Annotated in this window: 15 protein-coding genes; 7 read left to right on the top strand and 8 right to left on the bottom strand. The window is 68.1% G+C overall.

From position 1 onward, the window contains the following. Positions 1 to 9: 9 nt before the first annotated feature. Complete coding sequence (locus tag HTY53_RS23060; protein ID WP_174108928.1) at positions 10 to 579, bottom strand: aminodeoxychorismate/anthranilate synthase component II; 570 nt, start codon at positions 577 to 579, stop codon at positions 10 to 12. Positions 580 to 1430: 851 nt separating this feature from the next. On the opposite strand from HTY53_RS23060, the gene pgaA reads away from it, so the two are divergent. From pgaA to pgaD, 4 genes are read left to right on the top strand one after another with little or no spacing between them, the layout of a single operon-like run. Next, positions 1431 to 3968: a poly-beta-1,6 N-acetyl-D-glucosamine export porin PgaA gene (gene pgaA / locus HTY53_RS23055; protein ID WP_254600084.1), complete on the top strand. Its 2538-nt coding sequence runs from the start codon at positions 1431 to 1433 to the stop codon at positions 3966 to 3968. Positions 3969 to 3982: 14 nt separating this feature from the next. Continuing rightward, positions 3983 to 6010 carry a poly-beta-1,6-N-acetyl-D-glucosamine N-deacetylase PgaB gene (gene pgaB / locus HTY53_RS23050; RefSeq protein WP_174108927.1) on the top strand — a complete coding sequence of 676 codons (2028 nt, stop codon included), beginning with the start codon at positions 3983 to 3985 and terminating at the stop codon, positions 6008 to 6010. Continuing rightward, positions 6007 to 7338, top strand: a complete 1332-nt coding sequence (pgaC, locus tag HTY53_RS23045; protein WP_174108926.1) for a poly-beta-1,6-N-acetyl-D-glucosamine synthase — start codon at positions 6007 to 6009, stop codon at positions 7336 to 7338. Before pgaB ends, pgaC begins: the two co-directional genes overlap by 4 nt. After that, positions 7338 to 7811, top strand: coding sequence for a poly-beta-1,6-N-acetyl-D-glucosamine biosynthesis protein PgaD (gene pgaD / locus HTY53_RS23040; protein WP_174108925.1), 474 nt, complete (start codon positions 7338 to 7340; stop codon positions 7809 to 7811). The genes pgaC and pgaD overlap by 1 nt, the downstream gene beginning before the upstream one ends. 112 nt (positions 7812 to 7923) lie before the next feature. Here pgaD and trpE read toward each other — a convergent pair whose 3' ends face one another. The 3 genes from trpE to rpe all read right to left on the bottom strand — a co-directional run bounded on the left by trpE (position 7924) and on the right by rpe (position 11361). After that, positions 7924 to 9444 carry an anthranilate synthase component I gene (gene trpE / locus HTY53_RS23035; RefSeq protein WP_174108924.1) on the bottom strand — a complete coding sequence of 507 codons (1521 nt, stop codon included), beginning with the start codon at positions 9442 to 9444 and terminating at the stop codon, positions 7924 to 7926. A gap of 487 nt (positions 9445 to 9931) precedes the next feature. Beyond that, positions 9932 to 10660 (bottom strand): phosphoglycolate phosphatase, encoded by a 729-nt coding sequence (gene gph, locus HTY53_RS23030; RefSeq protein ID WP_174108923.1) that lies wholly within the window; start codon positions 10658 to 10660, stop codon positions 9932 to 9934. Next, positions 10660 to 11361: a ribulose-phosphate 3-epimerase gene (gene rpe / locus HTY53_RS23025; protein ID WP_174108922.1), complete on the bottom strand. Its 702-nt coding sequence runs from the start codon at positions 11359 to 11361 to the stop codon at positions 10660 to 10662. Before rpe ends, gph begins: the two co-directional genes overlap by 1 nt. 200 nt (positions 11362 to 11561) lie before the next feature. Between rpe and apaG the strand changes: the two genes are divergently transcribed. Further along, complete coding sequence (gene apaG, locus HTY53_RS23020; RefSeq protein WP_006579374.1) at positions 11562 to 11936, top strand: Co2+/Mg2+ efflux protein ApaG; 375 nt, start codon at positions 11562 to 11564, stop codon at positions 11934 to 11936. A 24-nt stretch (positions 11937 to 11960) separates the two neighbouring features. On the opposite strand, the gene HTY53_RS23015 is transcribed toward apaG, so the two are convergent. Further along, a complete protein-coding gene (locus HTY53_RS23015; RefSeq protein WP_174108921.1) occupies positions 11961 to 12191 on the bottom strand; it encodes a hypothetical protein in 231 nt (76 codons plus the stop codon). 226 nt (positions 12192 to 12417) lie between these two features. Between HTY53_RS23015 and mltA the strand changes: the two genes are divergently transcribed. Next, positions 12418 to 13581, top strand: a complete 1164-nt coding sequence (mltA, locus tag HTY53_RS23010) for a murein transglycosylase A (protein WP_174108920.1) — start codon at positions 12418 to 12420, stop codon at positions 13579 to 13581. A 28-nt stretch (positions 13582 to 13609) separates the two neighbouring features. On the opposite strand, the gene paaK is transcribed toward mltA, so the two are convergent. From paaK to paaG, 3 genes are all read right to left on the bottom strand, one after another. Next, on the bottom strand, positions 13610 to 14914 hold the full coding sequence (paaK, locus tag HTY53_RS23005; protein ID WP_174108919.1) for a phenylacetate--CoA ligase PaaK: 1305 nt from the start codon (positions 14912 to 14914) through the stop codon (positions 13610 to 13612). A 94-nt stretch (positions 14915 to 15008) separates the two neighbouring features. Beyond that, on the bottom strand, positions 15009 to 15452 hold the full coding sequence (paaI, locus tag HTY53_RS23000) for a hydroxyphenylacetyl-CoA thioesterase PaaI (protein ID WP_174108918.1): 444 nt from the start codon (positions 15450 to 15452) through the stop codon (positions 15009 to 15011). Between the two features lie 55 nt (positions 15453 to 15507). After that, the gene (gene paaG / locus HTY53_RS22995; protein ID WP_174108917.1) at positions 15508 to 16335 is read right to left on the bottom strand and encodes a 2-(1,2-epoxy-1,2-dihydrophenyl)acetyl-CoA isomerase PaaG; all 828 of its coding nucleotides are present in this window, start codon (positions 16333 to 16335) and stop codon (positions 15508 to 15510) included. 269 nt (positions 16336 to 16604) lie between these two features. Between paaG and HTY53_RS22990 the strand changes: the two genes are divergently transcribed. Continuing rightward, positions 16605 to 17381, top strand: a complete 777-nt coding sequence (locus HTY53_RS22990) for an enoyl-CoA hydratase (protein ID WP_174108916.1) — start codon at positions 16605 to 16607, stop codon at positions 17379 to 17381. Positions 17382 to 17582 lie beyond the last annotated feature (201 nt).

Raw genomic sequence — 17582 nt, 5'->3', positions numbered from 1 at the left:
CGAGCCGTTTCATCGCGCCACCTTCAGGAAGTTGTCCAGCAGCGTGTGTCCGTGTTCGGACAGGATCGACTCGGGATGGAACTGCACGCCCTCGATCGCAAACTGCTTGTGCCGCACGCCCATGATCTCGCCGTCGGGCGTCCACGCGGTGACTTCGAGGCAGTCGGGCAGGGTCTCGCGCTCGATCGCCAGCGAATGATAGCGCGTCACGTCGAACGCCTTGGGCAGGCCGGCGAACACGCCCTGCTGCGTGGTCTCGATGCGGCTGACCTTGCCGTGCATCACCTGCTTGGCGCGGATCACCTTGCCGCCGAACGCTTCGCCGATGGCCTGATGGCCCAGGCACACGCCGAGGATCGGCAGCTTGCCGGCGAAGTGTTTCAGCACGGCCACCGAGATGCCTGCCTCGGCCGGGCTGCACGGGCCGGGCGAGATGCAGATGCGCTCGGGCGCCAGCGATTCGATCTCCTCGATCGTGATCTCGTCGTTGCGGTAGGTCCGCACGTCGGCGCCGAGCTCGCCGAAGTACTGCACCAGGTTGTAGGTGAACGAGTCGTAGTTGTCGATCATCAGCAGCATGATTCACCCGGCTTGAATGGTGGTGGTGCGTTGGTGGAAGGCGAAGGCGCAGGCGAGCGTGGTCGGCCAGGCTGGCGCGCGGCGGTATTTGGATCGGGCAGATCGGGGGGAGGAATTCGACGGCATCGGCAGATCTCCTGGGTATTTAGGAGCCGCCGCACCGGTGAGCTGTCGGACCGCACGTTTGCCAACCGGAACGGCGGCAAGGTGCGAAAGAACGCAACGACGTGCCGCTTCCTAGTGGAAGCGCCACCAACGGGACAGATGCGACGAAACGGTCGGAGCCCGGAAGGTCATCGTGGTTCTGCGTCAGACGATTGCGTGATCGGATGATCGGGTGAATCGGGGGGTGTGTTCGGAGGTTACACGGAAAGCGACGCTTTGTGGGACACCGCGCATCCGGAACGAAGTCGCTACTTTAACTTGCCTCGCGTGCCGGTGTCGAGCGCGAGTGCCGCCCGGCAACCGGCCCGCTCCGCAATCCCCAACCACGGTTGGGTCCCGGGGAAGCGGAATTTGGCACGTTTTCTATCGTTCACAATCGATTTTCAGCTTCTTCACTACACTTTGCGAAGTTTTGCGGCACCGCATCTTGCGAATCAGCATCGATTGCGGTTGCACGACGCCATCCCTGCTGCGGATGGCCATCCGGCGCGGTTCTTCGGTGCCCGCCGGATCCCGTAGGTCCTCCCCCGTCGATCTCCGCAGGCGGGACAGACCCGATCGGGTTCCGTGCCCTCGTGCCGCCCTTCCCTAGCCGATAACGGACTCGCGCGCGCGTCTTCGATGGCACGCCGCGGGTGCTTGACCATCACAGCGAGACAGGCTGCGGAGTCCCCATGGAGTCATTGATGACGCGTCATTCGCGCTCTCCTGCCCGCGTTCCGGCCGATCCCCGCCGTATGCACACGTTGCGGCGGCGTACCCCGGTGCAGCTGGCCGTCGGGCTGGCGGCGGCGATGTCCTGCCTGGCGTTGCCGGCGCATGCCGCACTGGCGCAGGCCGACCAGCAATACGATGCGCTGATCCAGCGCGCCCGCGCCGGCGACCACGAACCGGCCCTGATCGCGCTGCGCGAACGGCTGGCGCAGGCGCCGACCGATCGCCGCGCGGCCTACGACCGCATGATCATCGCCGGCTGGGCGGGCCGCCCGGCCGAGGTCCTGGACACCTACCGTGCCCTGGGCGCGGACGCCAGCACCCTGCCGGCCGACGTGCTCGCCGCCGTGGCACGCGCACAACGCGACGAACGCCAGTGGGACGCGTCGCTGGCGCTGTACCGCGAAGGCCGCCAGCGCTTCCCGGGGCGCCAGGACTTCGCCCTGGGCGAGATCCTGGTACTGGCCGACAGCGGCCGCACCGCCGACGCCGTCGCGGCGGGCCGGGCGCTGGTCGAGCGGCAGCCGGCCAACCCCGATGCCCGCATTGCGCTGGCGTACGCGCACACCCGCGCCAACGATCCGTACGAGGCGCTGTTCGAGGCCGACCGGGCCCATGGCCTGGCGCCGCAGCGCAAGGACGTGGTGCGCGAATACGTGCGTGCGCTCGAGCACGCCGGCCTGCCGGAAGCCGCGCTGCGCGTAGCCGACGAACATCCGGGCCTGCTCGATCGCGCCGACCGGCTCGAGCTGGAACTGGATGTGACCGCCGAACAGGTGCGGCTGGCCGACATGCCGACCCGCACCGAAGCGGAGCGCTTCGCCATCGCCGACCGCGCGCTGGCCCGCTACGAGCAACTGCTGCCGCAACTGCGCGGCGCCGGCCCGCGCGGCGAAGCCCAGCTGCGCCGCGCCCGCATCGACCGGCTCGCCGCGCTGCACGCGCGCGTGCGGATGCAGGACCTGGTCAACGAATACGAGGCGCTGCGCGCCGAAGGCGTCGAGGTACCGGCCTTCGCGCTGACCGACGTCGCCGCGGCCTATCTGTATCTGCGGCATCCCGAACAGGCGGAGACGCTGTATGCGCAGGCGATCCGCGATGCGTATCCGCCGGGCAGCGACGCCGAGGCGCGGCTGGCCGCGCAGACCGGACTTTACTACGCGCATGCCGAGGCGGAGAAATTCCCGCCGGCCGGCGAGGTGGTGCAGCAGGCCAGCGCCGAGCAACCGCGCTGGCGGTGGCTGCGCGGCCAGCCGACGCGCCAGCCGAACGACCTGTGGCTCGATGCCGCCGAGGTCAGCGCGCGTTCGCGCCGCCTCGCCGACGACACCGTCGACGCGCAGCAGCGGCTCGAAGATCTTGTCAGCCGTGCGCCGGGCAATTCGCGGCTGCGCGTGCTGCGGGCCGAGCTGTATCGCGCCCGCGGCTGGCCGCGTCAGGCCGAGAGCGAACTGAAGCTGGCCGAAACGCTGGACCCGCGCGCCGTGCCGCTGGAGGTCCAGCAGGGCCATGCCGCGCTCGATCTGCAGGAATGGCGGCAGGCAGAGATGCTGCGTAACGACACGATGGCGCGCTATCCCGAAGACCTGGCGGTCAAGCGCCTCGATCGCGACTGGCAGGTCCATAACAAGTCCGAGCTGCGCATCGAGGGCTATCGGGGTCTCGCCAACGACAGCGCCGTAGTCGGCAACGGCAACTTCGGCATCGAGGCGGTGCTGTACACCCCGCCGATCAACTACGACTGGCGCGCCTTCGGCGGCATCGGTTACGCCACCGGCCGCTTCCAGGAAGGCAGCGTCGACTACCGCTGGGCCCGCACCGGCGTGCAGTACCGCGTGCGCGACCTGACGGTCGAAGGCGAGGTCTCGGCGCACGACTATGGCGGCGGCGGCAACGGCCGTGCCGGCGGACGGCTGTCGGCGCAATACGACATCGACGATCGCTGGCAGATCGGCGCCTCGGGCGCGCTGCGTTCGACCGGCACGCCGCTGCGCGCGCTCAAGCAGGGCATCTATGCCGATACGTTGTCGGCCTTCGCGCGCTACCGCGCCAGCGAGCGCAGCGAGTGGATGTTCACGGTGGCGCCGTCGCGCTTCAGCGATGGCAACGACCGCCTCGAAGGCGGCGTCGCCGGCGTGCAGCGCTTCTATACCGCGCCGCATCTGAAGGGCGACCTGCTGGTCGACATCTGGGCCTCGCGCAACACGCGCCGGGACACGCCGTACTACAACCCGCGCTCGGACCTGACGCTGCTGCCGTCGGTCCGGCTGACGCACACGCTGCATCGCCGCTACGAAACCGTCTGGGAGCAGCAGTTCCTGGCCGGCGCGGGCGCGTACGCGCAGCGCGGCTACGGTACCGGCGCCATCATGATGATCGGCTACGGGCAGCGCTTCCGCACCAACGACGTGTTCGACGTCGGCGCCACGATCACCGGCACCAGCCGTCCGTACGACGGCCAGCGCGAGCGCGAACTGCGCATCGTGTTCGACCTGACCTACCGATTCTGAACGGGATGCATGCCATGGAAGCCACCTTGATGCGCCCCTATCGCGCCTTTCTGATGTTGTTCCTCGCAGTGGCGACGTTGCTGCTCGCCGCCTGCGCCAAGGACATTCCGCGCTTCACGCCGCCGGCCGAACGGCCGGTGCCGAAGGCCGAACAGCCCTGGCCGCGCAACCATGTCGCGGTGCTGGCGTACCACGACGTGGAGGACCGCGACCCGGACCAGGCCTATCTGAGCGTACGCACCGACCAGCTGATCCGTCAGCTGGCCTGGCTGCGCGAGAACGGCTATCGGCCCGTCACCGTCGACCAGATCCTGGCCGCCCGCAACGACGGCGAGGCGCTGCCCGACCGTGCGGTGCTGCTGACCTTCGACGACGGCTACCGCAGCTTCTATACGCGTGTGCTGCCGATCCTGAAGGCCTATCGCTGGCCCGCGGTGCTGGCGCCGGTCGGCGTATGGCTCGACACGCCCGAGAACAAGCCGGTCGATTTCGGCGGCACGCCGACCGAACGCGACCGCATGCTGACGTGGCAGCAGGTACGCGAGATTGCCGCCTCGGGCCTGGTCGAGATCGGCGCCCATACCGACGCGCACCACTACGGCGTGCTGGCCAACCCGCAGGGCAATACCCAGCCGGTGGCCGCGGTACATGCCTACGACAGCAAGACCGGCACCTACGAGAGCGACGCCGCCTATGAAAAGCGTGTGCGCAACGACGTGCAGCGGATCACCGAGAAGGTCCGGCGCATCACCGGCAAGCCGGTGCGCGTGTGGATCTGGCCGTATGGCGCCGAAAGCGGTTCGGCGCTGCGCATCATCGGCGAGAACGGCTACCAGATGGCGCTGACGCTGGAAGACGGGCTGGCGACGGTCGACAAGCTGATGTCCGGCGCGCGCCTGCTGATCGGCGACGATCCGGGCCTGCGCGGCTTCGCGCAGTCGGTGGTCGAGATGGAGCAGCAGCAGAACATGCGCGTCGCGCATGTGGACCTGGACTATGTCTACGACGCCGATCCCGCGCAGATCGACCGCAATCTGGACAAGCTGGTGCAGCGCATCTACGACCTGCAGATCGACACGGTTTTCCTGCAGGCGTTTGCCGACCCCGATGCCAGCGGCCTGGTGAAGTCGGTGTACTTCCCCAACCGCGTGCTGCCGGTGCGCGCCGACCTGTTCAACCGCGTCGCCTGGCAGCTGCGCAACAGGACCAACGTCAAGCTCTATGCGTGGATGCCGGTGCTGGCCCTCGACCTGGACAAGTCGATCGCGCGCGTGTCGCGCTGGGATCCGCAGACGGGCCGCGTCGACGTCGATCCGAAGCAGTACCGGCGCCTGTCGCCGTTCGATCCGGCGGCCCGCCAGCGCATCGGCGAACTCTACGAGGACCTGGCACGCCATGCGGTGTTCGACGGCATCCTGTTCCACGACGACGCCGTGATGAGCGACTTCGAGGATGTCAGCGCGCCGGCCCTGGCGGCCTATCGCAAGGCCGGACTGCCCGATTCGATCGAGGCGCTGCGTGCCAGTCCGGAGACGATGCAGCGCTGGACGCGGTTCAAGAGCCGGGCGCTGGTCGACTTCACCCACGAACTGACCGCCAAGGTACGCGCGATCCGCGGACCGGCGATCAAGACCGCACGCAACATCTTCGCCGCCCCGATCCTGCAGCCGGAGAGCGAGGCCTGGTTCGCGCAGAACCTCGACGATTTCCTTGGCGCCTATGACTGGACCGCGCCGATGGCCATGCCTTACATGGAGCAGGTGCCGGCCGGCAAGGAAAACGCGTGGCTCGATTCGCTGGTCGATACCGTGGCCAAGCGGCCCGGCGCACTGCGCCGCACCGTGTTCGAGCTGCAGAGCCGCGACTGGCGCAAGGCCGATGCGCCGCCGGTGGACAGTGCCGTGCTGGCGGGCTGGATGCAGCGCCTGCAGCGCCGCGGCGCCCGCAATTTCGGCTACTACCCGGACGACTTCCATAACAACCAGCCTCGGCTCGACGTGATCCGGCCGGCGCTGTCCAATGCCTGGTACCCCGCGCCATGATCGAACGTCTATTTGCCCTGATCGTCCTGTGCATCGCGCTCGGCATGCCGATCGGCCTGGCCGTGCTCGCCACCGGCGACCTGCTGCTTGCCTTCGTGTTCTTCTATCCGCTGTTCATGTCGGGACTGTGGATGGCCGGCGGCGTCTATTACTGGTGGCACTGGGAGCGCAAGTGGTCCTGGGACGAAGACCGCCAGCCGCCCAAGGTGGCAGGCGAGCCCTTCATCTCGATCCTGGTGCCCTGCTTCAACGAGGAGAAGAACGGTGAAGAAACGCTGCGCGCCGCGCTGGCGCAGCGTTATCCGAACTTCGAGGTGATCGCCATCAACGACGGTTCGCGCGACGGCACAGGTGCGCTGCTCGATGCGATGGCGGCAAAGCACGAGCGCCTGCGCGTGGTCCACCTGGCCCAGAACCAGGGCAAGGCGATGGCGCTGCGCATGGGCGCGCTCGCCGCGCGCGGCGAGTATCTGGTCTGCATCGACGGCGACGCGGTGCTCGACCCCGATGCGGCCGCGTACCTGGTTGCGCCGATGGTCGACAACCCGCGCGTCGGCGCGGTGACCGGCAACCCGCGCATCCGTACGCGTTCGACGCTGATCGGCCGCATTCAGGTGGGCGAGTTCTCGTCGATCATCGGGCTGATCAAGCGCACCCAGCGCGTCTACGGCCAGGTCTTCACGGTGTCCGGCGTGGTGGCGGCCTTCCGCCGCCGCGCGCTCGATCGTGCCGGCTACTGGAGCCTGGACATGATCACCGAAGACATCGACATCAGCTGGAAGCTGCAGCGCGACCACTGGTCGATCTTCTACGAGCCGCGCGCGCTGTGCTGGATCCTGATGCCCGAGACGCTGCGCGGCCTGTGGAAGCAGCGTCTGCGCTGGGCTCAGGGCGGCGCCGAGGTGTTCCTGAAGAACGTGCGCTCGATCTGGATCTGGCGCCATCGCCGGCTGTGGCCGCTGATGGCCGAGTACTGCCTGTCGGCGGGCTGGGCCTTCATCTTCGCGATGTCGATCATCCTGTGGGCACTCGGCTACTTCGTCGACCTGCCGGACAACATCCGCATCGAGAAGCTCGTGCCGCCGGGCTTTACCGGCATGGTGCTGGCGGTGGTCTGCGTGCTGCAGTTCGCCATCAGCGTGGCGATCGACCGCCGCTACGAGCCCAAGCTGGGCCGCTCGATGTACTGGACCATCTGGTATCCGCTGGCCTTCTGGATGATCGGCATGCTGACCACGCTGATGGCCTTCCCCAAAGTCATGCTCAAGACCCGGCGCCGTGCCCGTTGGACCAGCCCGGATCGCGGCATCAAATCGATGAGGTCGTGATGAATCCCGATGACATGATCATTCGTACCAGGCGCACGCGCGTGGGCTGGCTGATCGATGCGTTGCTGACCGCGCTGGCCTGGGTCGGCTTCGGCTACCTGTGCGTGACCGGGCTGCTGGCTGTGCTGCGTCACGCCAACGCCGGTCCCGACGTGCCGTTCTGGTCGGCGCTGCTGCCGACCGCGGGCACGCTGTCGATCTACGTGGTGGTGGGGCTGTTCAACGGCGTGGTGCTGCTGACCTGGGCGCTCTACAACCAGTACCGCTTCTCCGGGCTCGATCGGCGCAAGCCGATCCCGGCGCTGCGCGACGACGAACTGGCGCGCAGTTTCAAGCTGTCGGGGCAGCAGCTGAGCGCGCTGCAGAAGGCCAAGGTCGCGGTGGTCGACCATGAGGGGGACGGCACCATCGCGGATGTACATCTGCCGCATTCGGTGCAAGCGCCCGCCCGGCAAATTTCTGCGGTGAAGTAGAGCGCGTCGTTCCCGCGCAGGCGGGAACCCAGCGGCTTCCTTTTTTCCCGGAGGGAAGAGGCCCGGCCCCCGCGTGCGAGGGGCGACGAAGTCTTCGGGCTGCGGGCGGCGCTTACGCGAAGTCCGAGTCCAGCCCGTCCTGCACCTGCTCGGCGGCGCGGATCACCGCGCGCGCCTTCGCCTCGGTCTCGCGCCATTCGGCCTCGGGATCGGAGTCGGCCACGATGCCGGCGGCTGCCTGCACATAGAGATTGCCGTCCTTGACGATGCCGGTGCGGATCGCGATCGCCAGATCCATCTCGCCGCCGAACGATAGATAGCCGACCGCGCCGCCGTAGATGCCGCGCTTGCGCGGCTCGAGCTCGTCGATGATCTCCATCGCCCGCACCTTCGGCGCGCCGCTCAGCGTGCCGGCGGGGAAGGTCGCCCGCAGCACGTCCAGATTGCTGATGCCGTCCTTCAGCGTCCCTTCGACCGAGCTGACGATGTGCTGCACATGCGAGTACTTCTCGATCACCATCCGGTCGGTGACCTTGACCGAGCCGGTCTCGGCGATGCGGCCGATGTCGTTGCGCGCCAGGTCGATCAGCATCACATGCTCGGCAATCTCCTTCGGATCGTTGAGCAGCTCGGTGGCCAGCTCGGCGTCGCGCTCGGGCGTATTGCCGCGCGGGCGCGTGCCGGCCAGCGGGCGGATCGTCACCACACGGCGCGAGCGCGTCTCGCCCTGTTCGCTGGTGCGGCGCGTTTCCTGCCGCACCAGGATCTCCGGCGAAGCGCCGACAATCTGGAAGTCGCCGAAGTTGTAGAAGTACATGTACGGCGACGGGTTCAGCGAACGCAGCGCGCGGTACAGCGACAGCGGCGCGTCGCGGTAGGGCTTGGTCAGCCGCTGGCCGATCTGCACCTGCATCATGTCGCCCGCCACGATGTACTCCTTGGCCTTGCCCACCGCGGCGAGGTAGTCGGCCTTGTCGAATTCGCGATAGACCTCGGTCTGCACCGACGGGCTGGTGACCGGCACGTCGACCGGCTGGCGCAGCTTCATGCGCAGATCGCGCAGACGCTGGCGCGCCCGCGAATAGGCTTCCGGCATGCCGGGATCGGCGTAGACGATCAGATAGAGCTTGCCCGACAGGTTGTCGATCACCGCCAGTTCCTCGCACAGCAGCAGCTGGATATCGGGCAGGCCGAGGTCGTCGGGCTTTTGCGTGTCGGCCAGCTTCTTCTCGATATAGCGCACCGTGTCGTAGCCGAAGTAGCCGGCCAGGCCGCCGCAGAAGCGGGGCAGGCCGGGGCGCAGCGCGACCTTGAAGCGCCGCTCGAAGGCGGCGATGAAGTCCAGCGGATTGCCCTCGTGCGTCTCGACCACCTTGCCGTCGGTCACCACCTCGGTGCGCTGGCCGTAGGCGCGCAGCAGCGTGCGCGCATGCAGGCCGATGAAGGAATAGCGGCCGAAGCGTTCGCCGCCGACCACCGATTCGAGCAGGAAGGTGTTGACCCCGCGGGTTTGCGACTGCGCGAGCTTCAGGTACAGCGACAGCGGCGTCTCGAGATCGGCGAAGGCCTCGGCGATCAGCGGAATGCGGTTGTAGCCCTGGTCGGCCAGCGATTTGAATTCGAGTTCGGTCATGACGGTCCTCTGGGACGGCGCACCGGGGCGCTGCGGCAAGGTGGTCCCCGGCGGGCGATTCTGGGAGGGGCAGGATGGCCGAAGCACCGGCCCCGTTCTGGCGGCTCGTCGGAAGGACGCGGACGGTCCGATCGATCGGTCGTTCCGCTGTCGCTCGTCTCGAGCCAGGGGCGTATTGCGCGTTCGGGTAACGCTAGCAGGGATTGCCGGGAAGGGAAACCGGGCCGGCAGGACCGCCGGTCCGGTCGACGCGCCGTGCCGATGGAATCGGCGGGACGCGATCAGCCCAGTCGCGAACGCACTTTACGCCTGTTGAGAGGCGCGCCAGCGACGCCAGGGCCAGGCCTGCCGATCACTGTCAGTAAAGATGCGTTTGCGGTTCAGGAACATGAAGGTCGTGTTCTCGGGTGTCTGCGCGGGATGCGGAGTGGGCGGTCTCTGGAATCGGGCAGGGCGCGCGGTGAGGCTGGCGAGCCGTGGCCGGAGACTACCGGTGTGCTGCCAAGATCTCAGCGGCCTTGACAAGCGAGCCGACTATACCATCGGCGTCGACGCCTTGTACAGGCTTGCCATGGTTGTAGCCATAGGGCACCAGCAGCACGCCGATACCGGCCGCGCGGGCCGCCATGGCGTCGTTTTCCGAGTCGCCGATGGCCACCATCTGCGCCGGCTCGAGGCGGAACGCCTCGCATACCTTCAGCAGCGGCAGCGGATCCGGCTTGCGGAACGGAAACGCATCGCCGCCGTAGACCAGCTCGAAAGAGGGCGCCAGCCCGAGCTTGTCGAGCAGCGGCGCGGTAAAGTCGTGCGGCTTGTTGGTGACGCAGGCCAGCCGCAGGCCGGCGGCCTTCAGCGCGGCCAGCCCAGCCTCGACGCCGGGGTAGAGGGCCGAGAACTGGCCGTTGATGCGCAGGTATTCGCGGTTGTACAGCGCCAGCGCGTCGGCGAACAGCCCGTTGGCGGCGGCGGGCGGCAGCCGCGTGTCGAGCACGCGGCGGATCAGGTTCTCGGAGCCCTTGCCGACGAAGCTGACGATCTCGGGCAGGGGCAGCGGGGCGATGTCCCCAAGCGCCGGATGCAGATGCGACAGGGCCTGCAGCATCGCGTTGACCGCCGCGTGGAAGTCCCCCGCGGTATCGACCATGGTGCCGTCCAGATCGATGATGGCGCCGCGAATGCCGCGCCAGTCGGTGCGCTTGAGCGTCGCCCCTTCCATCACTGGCCCACCTTGGCCAGTTCGGCGCGCAAGGCCGACAGCACGCCGCGATAGCCGCCGTCGGCGTCGGGCTTGCCGAATACCGCCGAGCCGGCGACGAAGGTATCGGCCCCGGCCGCGGCGATCTGCGCGATGTTCTCGACCTTCACGCCGCCGTCGACTTCCAGCAGGATCGTGCGGCCGGTGCGGGCGGCATAGGCGTCGATGCGCTCGCGTACCGCGCGCAGCTTGGTGAGCGTCTCGGGAATGAAGGCCTGCCCGCCGAAGCCGGGGTTGACCGACATCAGCAGGATCACGTCGAGCCGGTCCATCACGTGGTCGAGATGGTGCAGCGGCGTGGCGGGATTGAAGACCAGACCGGCCTGGCAGCCGTGATCGCGGATCAGCGCCAGCGAGCGGTCGACGTGGTCGCTCGCCTCGGGGTGGAACGTGATGATGTTGGCGCCGGCCTTGGCGAAGTCCGGAATGATGCGGTCGACCGGACGCACCATCAGGTGCACGTCGATCGGCGCGGTCACGTGCGGGCGGATCGCCTCGCAGACCAGCGGGCCGACCGTCAGGTTCGGCACGTAGTGGTTGTCCATCACGTCGAAGTGGATCCAGTCGGCGCCGGCCTCGGTGACGCGGCGCACTTCCTCGCCCAGGCGGGCGAAGTCGGCGGACAGGATGGACGGGGCGATGCGATAGGTCGGGGTGCTCATGATGGCGTGGGTGACGTGGCAAGGATGCGGCGAGGGCGCGTCCTGCCAGTGCGGCCGGCGCGCAAGGGCGCCATTTTACGCCGCCTTTGCGGCCGGCGAGGCCGGGGCGCCGGACGGGCGGGGGCGTGAACCCGACTTGCCGCACCCCTGCCCTTGCCGCACAATGCCGCTACCTTGTCTTGCCACCGGCCACCCCGACAATGAGCGAGTACGCTTTTTCCGTTTCCGTGCGCACGCAGTATCTGCCCGACCAGTCCGACCCGGAACACGGACGCCATGCCTTTGCCTACACCATCACGATCCAGAACACCGGCGAGGTTGCGGCCCAACTGATCTCGCGGCACTGGCAGATCACCGACAGCGACAACGCCACGCAGGAAGTGGCGGGGCTCGGCGTGGTCGGGCATCAGCCGCTGCTCAAGCCAGGCGAGCACTTCGAATACACCAGCTGGGCGACGATCTCCACGCCGGTCGGCTCGATGAAGGGCAAGTACTTCTGCGTGGCCGAGGACGGCCATCGCTTCGAGGTCCCGATTCCCGAGTTCGCGCTGGTGCTGCCGCGCATGCTGCATTGAGGCTGCATTGCGGGCCGCCGGAACCTAGGCGCCCGGCGCGTTGTCCTTGCTGTGCGCCTGTCCCGAGGGCTTGCCCGGTTGGCCGGCCTGCTGCGAAGCGGCGCGCGACGGATGATCGTCCGGGGCGCGGCTGGGACGCGGATGCTTCTTGGCCGTGCCCATCGTCCAGACCACGATGAAGATCAGCAGAAACAACGCCACGCCGGCCTCGAGGGCGAACAGCAGCATGGGATGGTCTTGAAAGAATTCGCTCATGGATGATTCCCGCGTTCGAGCCAACGTCGATCCGGCATGGAGGAGCCCTGCCGGATCGGCCCGAGCATTGTAGGGCATCGGCCGCCGGCCGGTCCCGTGTGCATGCCTGCTGCAAGCCACAGCCAGCCATAGCCAGCCACTGAGAGCCACTGAGAGCCACTGAGAGCCACTGAGAGCCACTGTCCTTGCCGCCGCGGCCGCGCCCGGCGACAACCCACCGAAAACGATGACTGACCACGACTCCGCTTTCGCCATTCGCCGTCTTCCCCTGCTTTCCACTCGCTTCACTACCGTCGCCAGCCGGCTGCCCGGCGCCCGCGCGCTATGGGCCATTGTCGGCGCGGCGGCGGTGCTGGCCGGTTGCGTCAGCGGTCCGCCGCCGCGCATCGAAACCGGGCAGCCGACGCCTCCGGTGACGGGCGTCGGCGGCAAGGGCCGGCTGCAGCCGGCAAGCTGGAGCGAGATCGGCGGCTGGACGCGCGACGACGTGCGGGCCGCGTGGCCGGCGCTGCAGGCCAGCTGCCAGGCGCTGAAGAAGCGCGCCGAATGGCGCGGTCCATGCACGGCCGGGCTGATGGTCGATGCCAGCGATCCGCAGGCGCTGCGCAGCTACTTCGAGCAGCATTTCCAGCCCTACCGCGTCGTCAACGGCGACGGTACCGACAGCGGGCTGGTGACCGGCTACTACGAGCCGATCCTGCACGGCTCGCGCACGCGCCAGGGCGCCTACCAGATTCCGCTGCACCGCAAGCCGCCGCAGTGGGGCAACCGGCCGCTGCCGCCGCGTGCCGAGCTGCTGCGCGATCCGGCGCTGCGCGGCAACGAGGTGGTCTGGGTCGACGACGCGGTCGAGGCCGCCTTCCTGCAGATCCAGGGCTCGGGCCGCATTCGCCTGGCCGACGGCACCATGATGCGGGTCGGTTTCGGCGGCACCAACGATCAGCCGTTCCGCTCGTTCGGCAAATGGCTGCTGGATCGCGGCGAGATCACCCCGGCGCAAGCCACCATGCAGGGCATCAAGGCGTGGGCGCGCGCCAATCCGGCACGGGTCGAGGAGATGCTGAACGTCAATCCGCGCTATGTGTTCTTCCGCGAGCTGCCGCCCAACAACGACGGCCCGATCGGTGCGCTGGGTGTGCCGCTGACGCCGGAGCGCTCGATCGCGGTCGATCCCGCCACGATCCCGCTCGGCGTGCCGGTCTTCCTGTCGACCACGCGGCCGCTGTCGAGCGAACCGATCGAGCGGCTGGTCTTTGCGCAGGACACCGGCAGCGCGATCAAGGGCGGCGTGCGCGCCGACTTCTTCTGGGGCGCAGGCGATGCGGCCGGCGAGACCGCCGGCCGCATGAAGCAGGCCGGGCGGATGTGGGTGCTGATGCCGCGCAGTTGAGCGCGGCGCGCGAGTAACCGCGGCAGGTTCAGCGCGGGCGCTGGTCGACGATCCGCCGCGCCTTGCCGACCGAGCGCTCGACCCCGCCCGACGGCAGGATCTCGAGCGCCACGGTCACGCCGATATAGGCCTTGATCTCGTGCATCAAGGTATCGCGCGCCTGGCGCACGGTGTCCGGCTCGACGCCATGCGCGCATTCGACGCGCACGGTGAGCGTGTCCAGCGGGCCGTCCTTGCCGAGCACGCACTGGTAGTGCGGCGCCAGTTCGGCGTGCTTCAGGATCAGTTCCTCGATCTGCGAGGGGAACACGTTGACGCCGCGGATGATCATCATGTCGTCGGAGCGGCCGGTGATCTTCTCCATCCGGCGGAACGCCGGCCGCGCGGTGCCGGGCAGCAGACGGGTCAGATCGCGCGTGCGATAGCGGACGATCGGCAGTGCCTCCTTGGTCAGCGAGGTGAACACCAGCTCGCCGAAGCTGCCGTCGGGCAGCACCTCGCCGGTGTTCGGGTCGATGATCTCAGGGTAGAAGTGGTCTTCCCAGATGGTCGGACCGTCCTTGGTCTCGGCGCACTCGTTGGCGACGCCCGGGCCCATTACCTCGGACAGGCCGTAGATGTCGACCGCGGAAATGCCCATGCGCCGCTCGATGGCCACGCGCATCTCCGGGGTCCACGGTTCGGCGCCGAAGATGCCGACCTGCAGCGAGCTCTGCGCGGGATCGAGCCCCTGACGTTCGAATTCGTCGGCGATCGCCAGCATATAGCTGGGCGTCACCATGATGATCTCGGGGCGGAAGTCCTGGATCAGCTGGACCTGACGCTCGGTCTGGCCGCCACCGAACGGAATCGCGGTCAGGCCCGCCTTCTCCACGCCGTAGTGCGCGCCCAGGCCGCCGGTGAACAGGCCGTAGCCGTAGCTGATGTGCACCTTGTCGCCGCGCCGCGCGCCCGACGCGCGGATCGAGCGCGCCATCACTGTGGCCCAGATGTCGATGTCGCGCAGCGTGTAGCCGACCACGGTCGGCTTGCCGGTGGTGCCCGATGACGCATGGATGCGCGCGACCTGGTCCTGCGGCACGGCGAACATGCCGAACGGGTAGTTGTCGCGCAGGTCCTGCTTGGTGGTGAACGGAAAACGCGCCAGGTCGGCCAGCGACTTCAGATCTTCCGGGTGCACTCCCGCCTCGTCGAACTTGCGCCGATAGACCGGCGAATGTCGATAGGCATGGTCGAGCGACCACTTCAGGCGCTGCAGCTGCAAGGCCTGCAATTCGTCGCGGCTGGCGGTCTCGATCGGCTCCAGCGGCAGATCGGTCAGGCGCGTGCTCATTGTTGTCTCCTGCTATGGGTGGCGCTTGGGGGTGTGGCTACGGTTGTCGCTACGGGCCGGCTGCAACGATCGGGCGATGGAGGGCGGGCTGCAGTCAGCCCGCTTCGGGCGGCGGCACGACATGGCCCTTGATCTGCGCCGACTTGCCGCGGAACATCGCCACCACCTCGCCGTCGCGGTTGGTCACGCGGATGTCGTAGATGCCGTGCCGGCCCGACAGCACCTGCTCGGTCGCCTCGGCGGTCAGCACGTCGCCGCCGCGGACCGGCTTCAGGAATTCGATGCTGCAGCCGGCCGCGACCGTGTTGATGTTGTGGCTGTTGCAGGCGAAGGCGAAGCACGAATCGGCCAGCGTGAACATCAGGCCGCCGTGGCAGATGCCGTGGCCGTTCAGGAATTCGTCGCGCACCGGCATCGACAGCCGCGCATAGCCGGGGGCGATCGCGTCGATCGTGATGCCGAGCCAGCGGCTGCAGCTGTCGGCCTCGTACATGCTGGCCGCGGCCGCTTCGGCCAGGGCTTGCGGATCGGGAGTCAAGCGGATCTCCTGCTCAAGAGTCGGGAAGGGCTGGGAAAAGGCCGCGGCCGGCAGGCTACTGGCCGGTGAAGCGCGGCGCGCGCTTTTCGAGGAAAGCGTTGACGCCCTCCGCATAGTCGTGCGATCCGCCGAGCGCGCGCTGCAGGTCGCGCTCCATGTCGAGCTGGGCGTCCAGCGTCTGCGTCGCGCTCGCGTACATCGCACGCTTGATCGCGGCCAGCGCGCGGGTCGGCTGCGCGGCCAGATGCGTGGCCAGCGCCAGGGCCTGCTCCATCAGCAGCGGATCGTCCATCGCCTCCCAGATCAGGCCCCACTTCTCGGCCTCGTCGGCGGACAGCTTGTCGCCGGTCATCGCCAGTCCCAGCGCGCGCGCCATGCCGAGCCGCTTCGGCAGGAACCAGGTGCCGCCCGAATCGGGCACCAGTCCGATCTTGATGAAGGCCTGGATGAAGCTGGCCGAGCGGGCCGCCAGCACGATGTCGCAGGCCAGCGCCAGATTGGCGCCGGCGCCCGCGGCCGTGCCGTTGACGGCGGCGATCACCGGCAGCGGCATCGACTGCAGCCGGCGCACCAGCGGGTTGAAGGCGCTGTCGATCAGGTCGCCCAGGTCCGTCATGCGGCCTGGGGTGAAATCCAGATCGGCCAGGTCCTGGCCGGCGCAGAAGCCGCGTCCGGCGCCGGTCAGCAGCAGGGCGCGTGCGTGACCGGCCTCGGCGTGATCCAGCGCCTGCACCAGCGCCGCATGCATTTCGCGGGTGAAGCTGTTGAGCTTGTCCGGCCGGTTCAGCGTGACGACGGCGACGTCGCCGTGCCAGGCCAGCAGTACCGGGCCGGCGTCGACGGCGGTACGGGGCGACGGCGTGGGCGTGGGCGTGGCGTGCATGGGCTTGTCTCCTGCCATGTCCCGGTTGCGGCGGCGCTTGGGCGCTCGCTCCGGAAGGTTGTTCTGGATCGAAGCCGGGTGGCGGCTTCGTCTGGCATTGTAGGGAAGCGCGACGGCGGTTTTAATTAACCGACCAGTCGGTCGGCAAATGTTAGCATTAATCTTTCGCGGTTTGCTACGGCCGGGTATCGTTGCTGATCCCAACGATGCTGACCGGCGTTGCAGCCATTGTGCCGGCATCCCTTTTTCATTGGAGACAGAGGAAACCCATGGCGTACGACAACATCCTGGTGGAAACCCGTGGCCGCGTCGGGCTGGTGACGCTGAATCGTCCGAAGGCGCTGAACGCGCTCAACGACGCGCTGATGGACGAACTGGGCGCCGCGCTGACGGCCTTCGACCAGGACGAGGGCATCGGCTGCATCGTGATCACCGGCAGCGAACGCGCCTTCGCCGCGGGCGCGGACATCGGCATGATGGCGAAGTACAGCTATATGGATGTCTACAAGGGCGAGTACATCACGCGCAACTGGGAGACCATCCGCCGCATCCGCAAGCCGGTGATTGCAGCGGTGGCGGGCTACGCGCTGGGCGGCGGGTGCGAACTGGCGATGATGTGCGACATCGTGATCGCCGCGGACACCGCGAAGTTCGGCCAGCCCGAGATCAAGCTGGGCACGATGCCCGGCGCCGGCGGCACGCAGCGGCTGCCGCGCGCGGTGTCCAAGGCCAAGGCGATGGATCTGTGCCTGACCGCGCGCATGATGGATGCCACCGAGGCGGAACGCGCCGGCCTGGTGTCACGCGTGGTCGCGGCGGACAAGTTGATCGACGAGGCGGTCACCGCTGCCGAAACCATTGCCGGCTTCTCGCTGCCGGTCGTGATGATGATCAAGGAGTCGGTCAACGCGGCCTACGAGACCTCGCTGAGCGAAGGCGTGCATCTGGAGCGCCGGCTGTTCCACTCGACCTTCGCCACCGAGGATCAGAAGGAAGGCATGGCCGCCTTCGTCGAGAAGCGCGCGCCGAACTTCCAGCACCGCTGAAGCGGCTGCCGCGCCGCCTGGCATAAAAAGATGACAAGGGTATTGCCAGGCGGCGCGTACTCCCTTAATATTCGCCCCCTCGCAGCCGAACGGCGGCGGGGTTGGCAGGGAGGCAAAGGCGCTGCGGTGCTGGCGCCGCAGCAGAAAGTGCTGACAAACCTGTTGACGAGAAGCGAAAGGTTCTGCATAATCTCGTTTCTC

This window comes from Cupriavidus gilardii (genome assembly GCF_013314895.1).
GTDB lineage: Bacteria > Pseudomonadota > Gammaproteobacteria > Burkholderiales > Burkholderiaceae > Cupriavidus > Cupriavidus gilardii_C.
This window is presented reverse-complemented; position numbering and strand designations above follow the sequence as displayed.

Coding starts and splice junctions, on each gene's coding strand:
- apaG (WP_006579374.1), top strand. CDS start 11,562: ATGAGCGAGTACGCTTTTTCCGTTTCCGTGCGCACGCAGTATCTGCCC.
- gph (WP_174108923.1), bottom strand. CDS start 10,660: ATGGAAGGGGCGACGCTCAAGCGCACCGACTGGCGCGGCATTCGCGGC.
- mltA (WP_174108920.1), top strand. CDS start 12,418: ATGACTGACCACGACTCCGCTTTCGCCATTCGCCGTCTTCCCCTGCTT.
- pgaB (WP_174108927.1), top strand. CDS start 3,983: ATGGAAGCCACCTTGATGCGCCCCTATCGCGCCTTTCTGATGTTGTTC.
- pgaA (WP_254600084.1), top strand. CDS start 1,431: ATGACGCGTCATTCGCGCTCTCCTGCCCGCGTTCCGGCCGATCCCCGC.
- trpE (WP_174108924.1), bottom strand. CDS start 9,444: ATGACCGAACTCGAATTCAAATCGCTGGCCGACCAGGGCTACAACCGC.
- pgaD (WP_174108925.1), top strand. CDS start 7,338: ATGAATCCCGATGACATGATCATTCGTACCAGGCGCACGCGCGTGGGC.
- pgaC (WP_174108926.1), top strand. CDS start 6,007: ATGATCGAACGTCTATTTGCCCTGATCGTCCTGTGCATCGCGCTCGGC.
- HTY53_RS23015 (WP_174108921.1), bottom strand. CDS start 12,191: ATGAGCGAATTCTTTCAAGACCATCCCATGCTGCTGTTCGCCCTCGAG.
- paaG (WP_174108917.1), bottom strand. CDS start 16,335: ATGCACGCCACGCCCACGCCCACGCCGTCGCCCCGTACCGCCGTCGAC.
- paaK (WP_174108919.1), bottom strand. CDS start 14,914: ATGAGCACGCGCCTGACCGATCTGCCGCTGGAGCCGATCGAGACCGCC.
- rpe (WP_174108922.1), bottom strand. CDS start 11,361: ATGAGCACCCCGACCTATCGCATCGCCCCGTCCATCCTGTCCGCCGAC.
- HTY53_RS23060 (WP_174108928.1), bottom strand. CDS start 579: ATGCTGCTGATGATCGACAACTACGACTCGTTCACCTACAACCTGGTG.
- HTY53_RS22990 (WP_174108916.1), top strand. CDS start 16,605: ATGGCGTACGACAACATCCTGGTGGAAACCCGTGGCCGCGTCGGGCTG.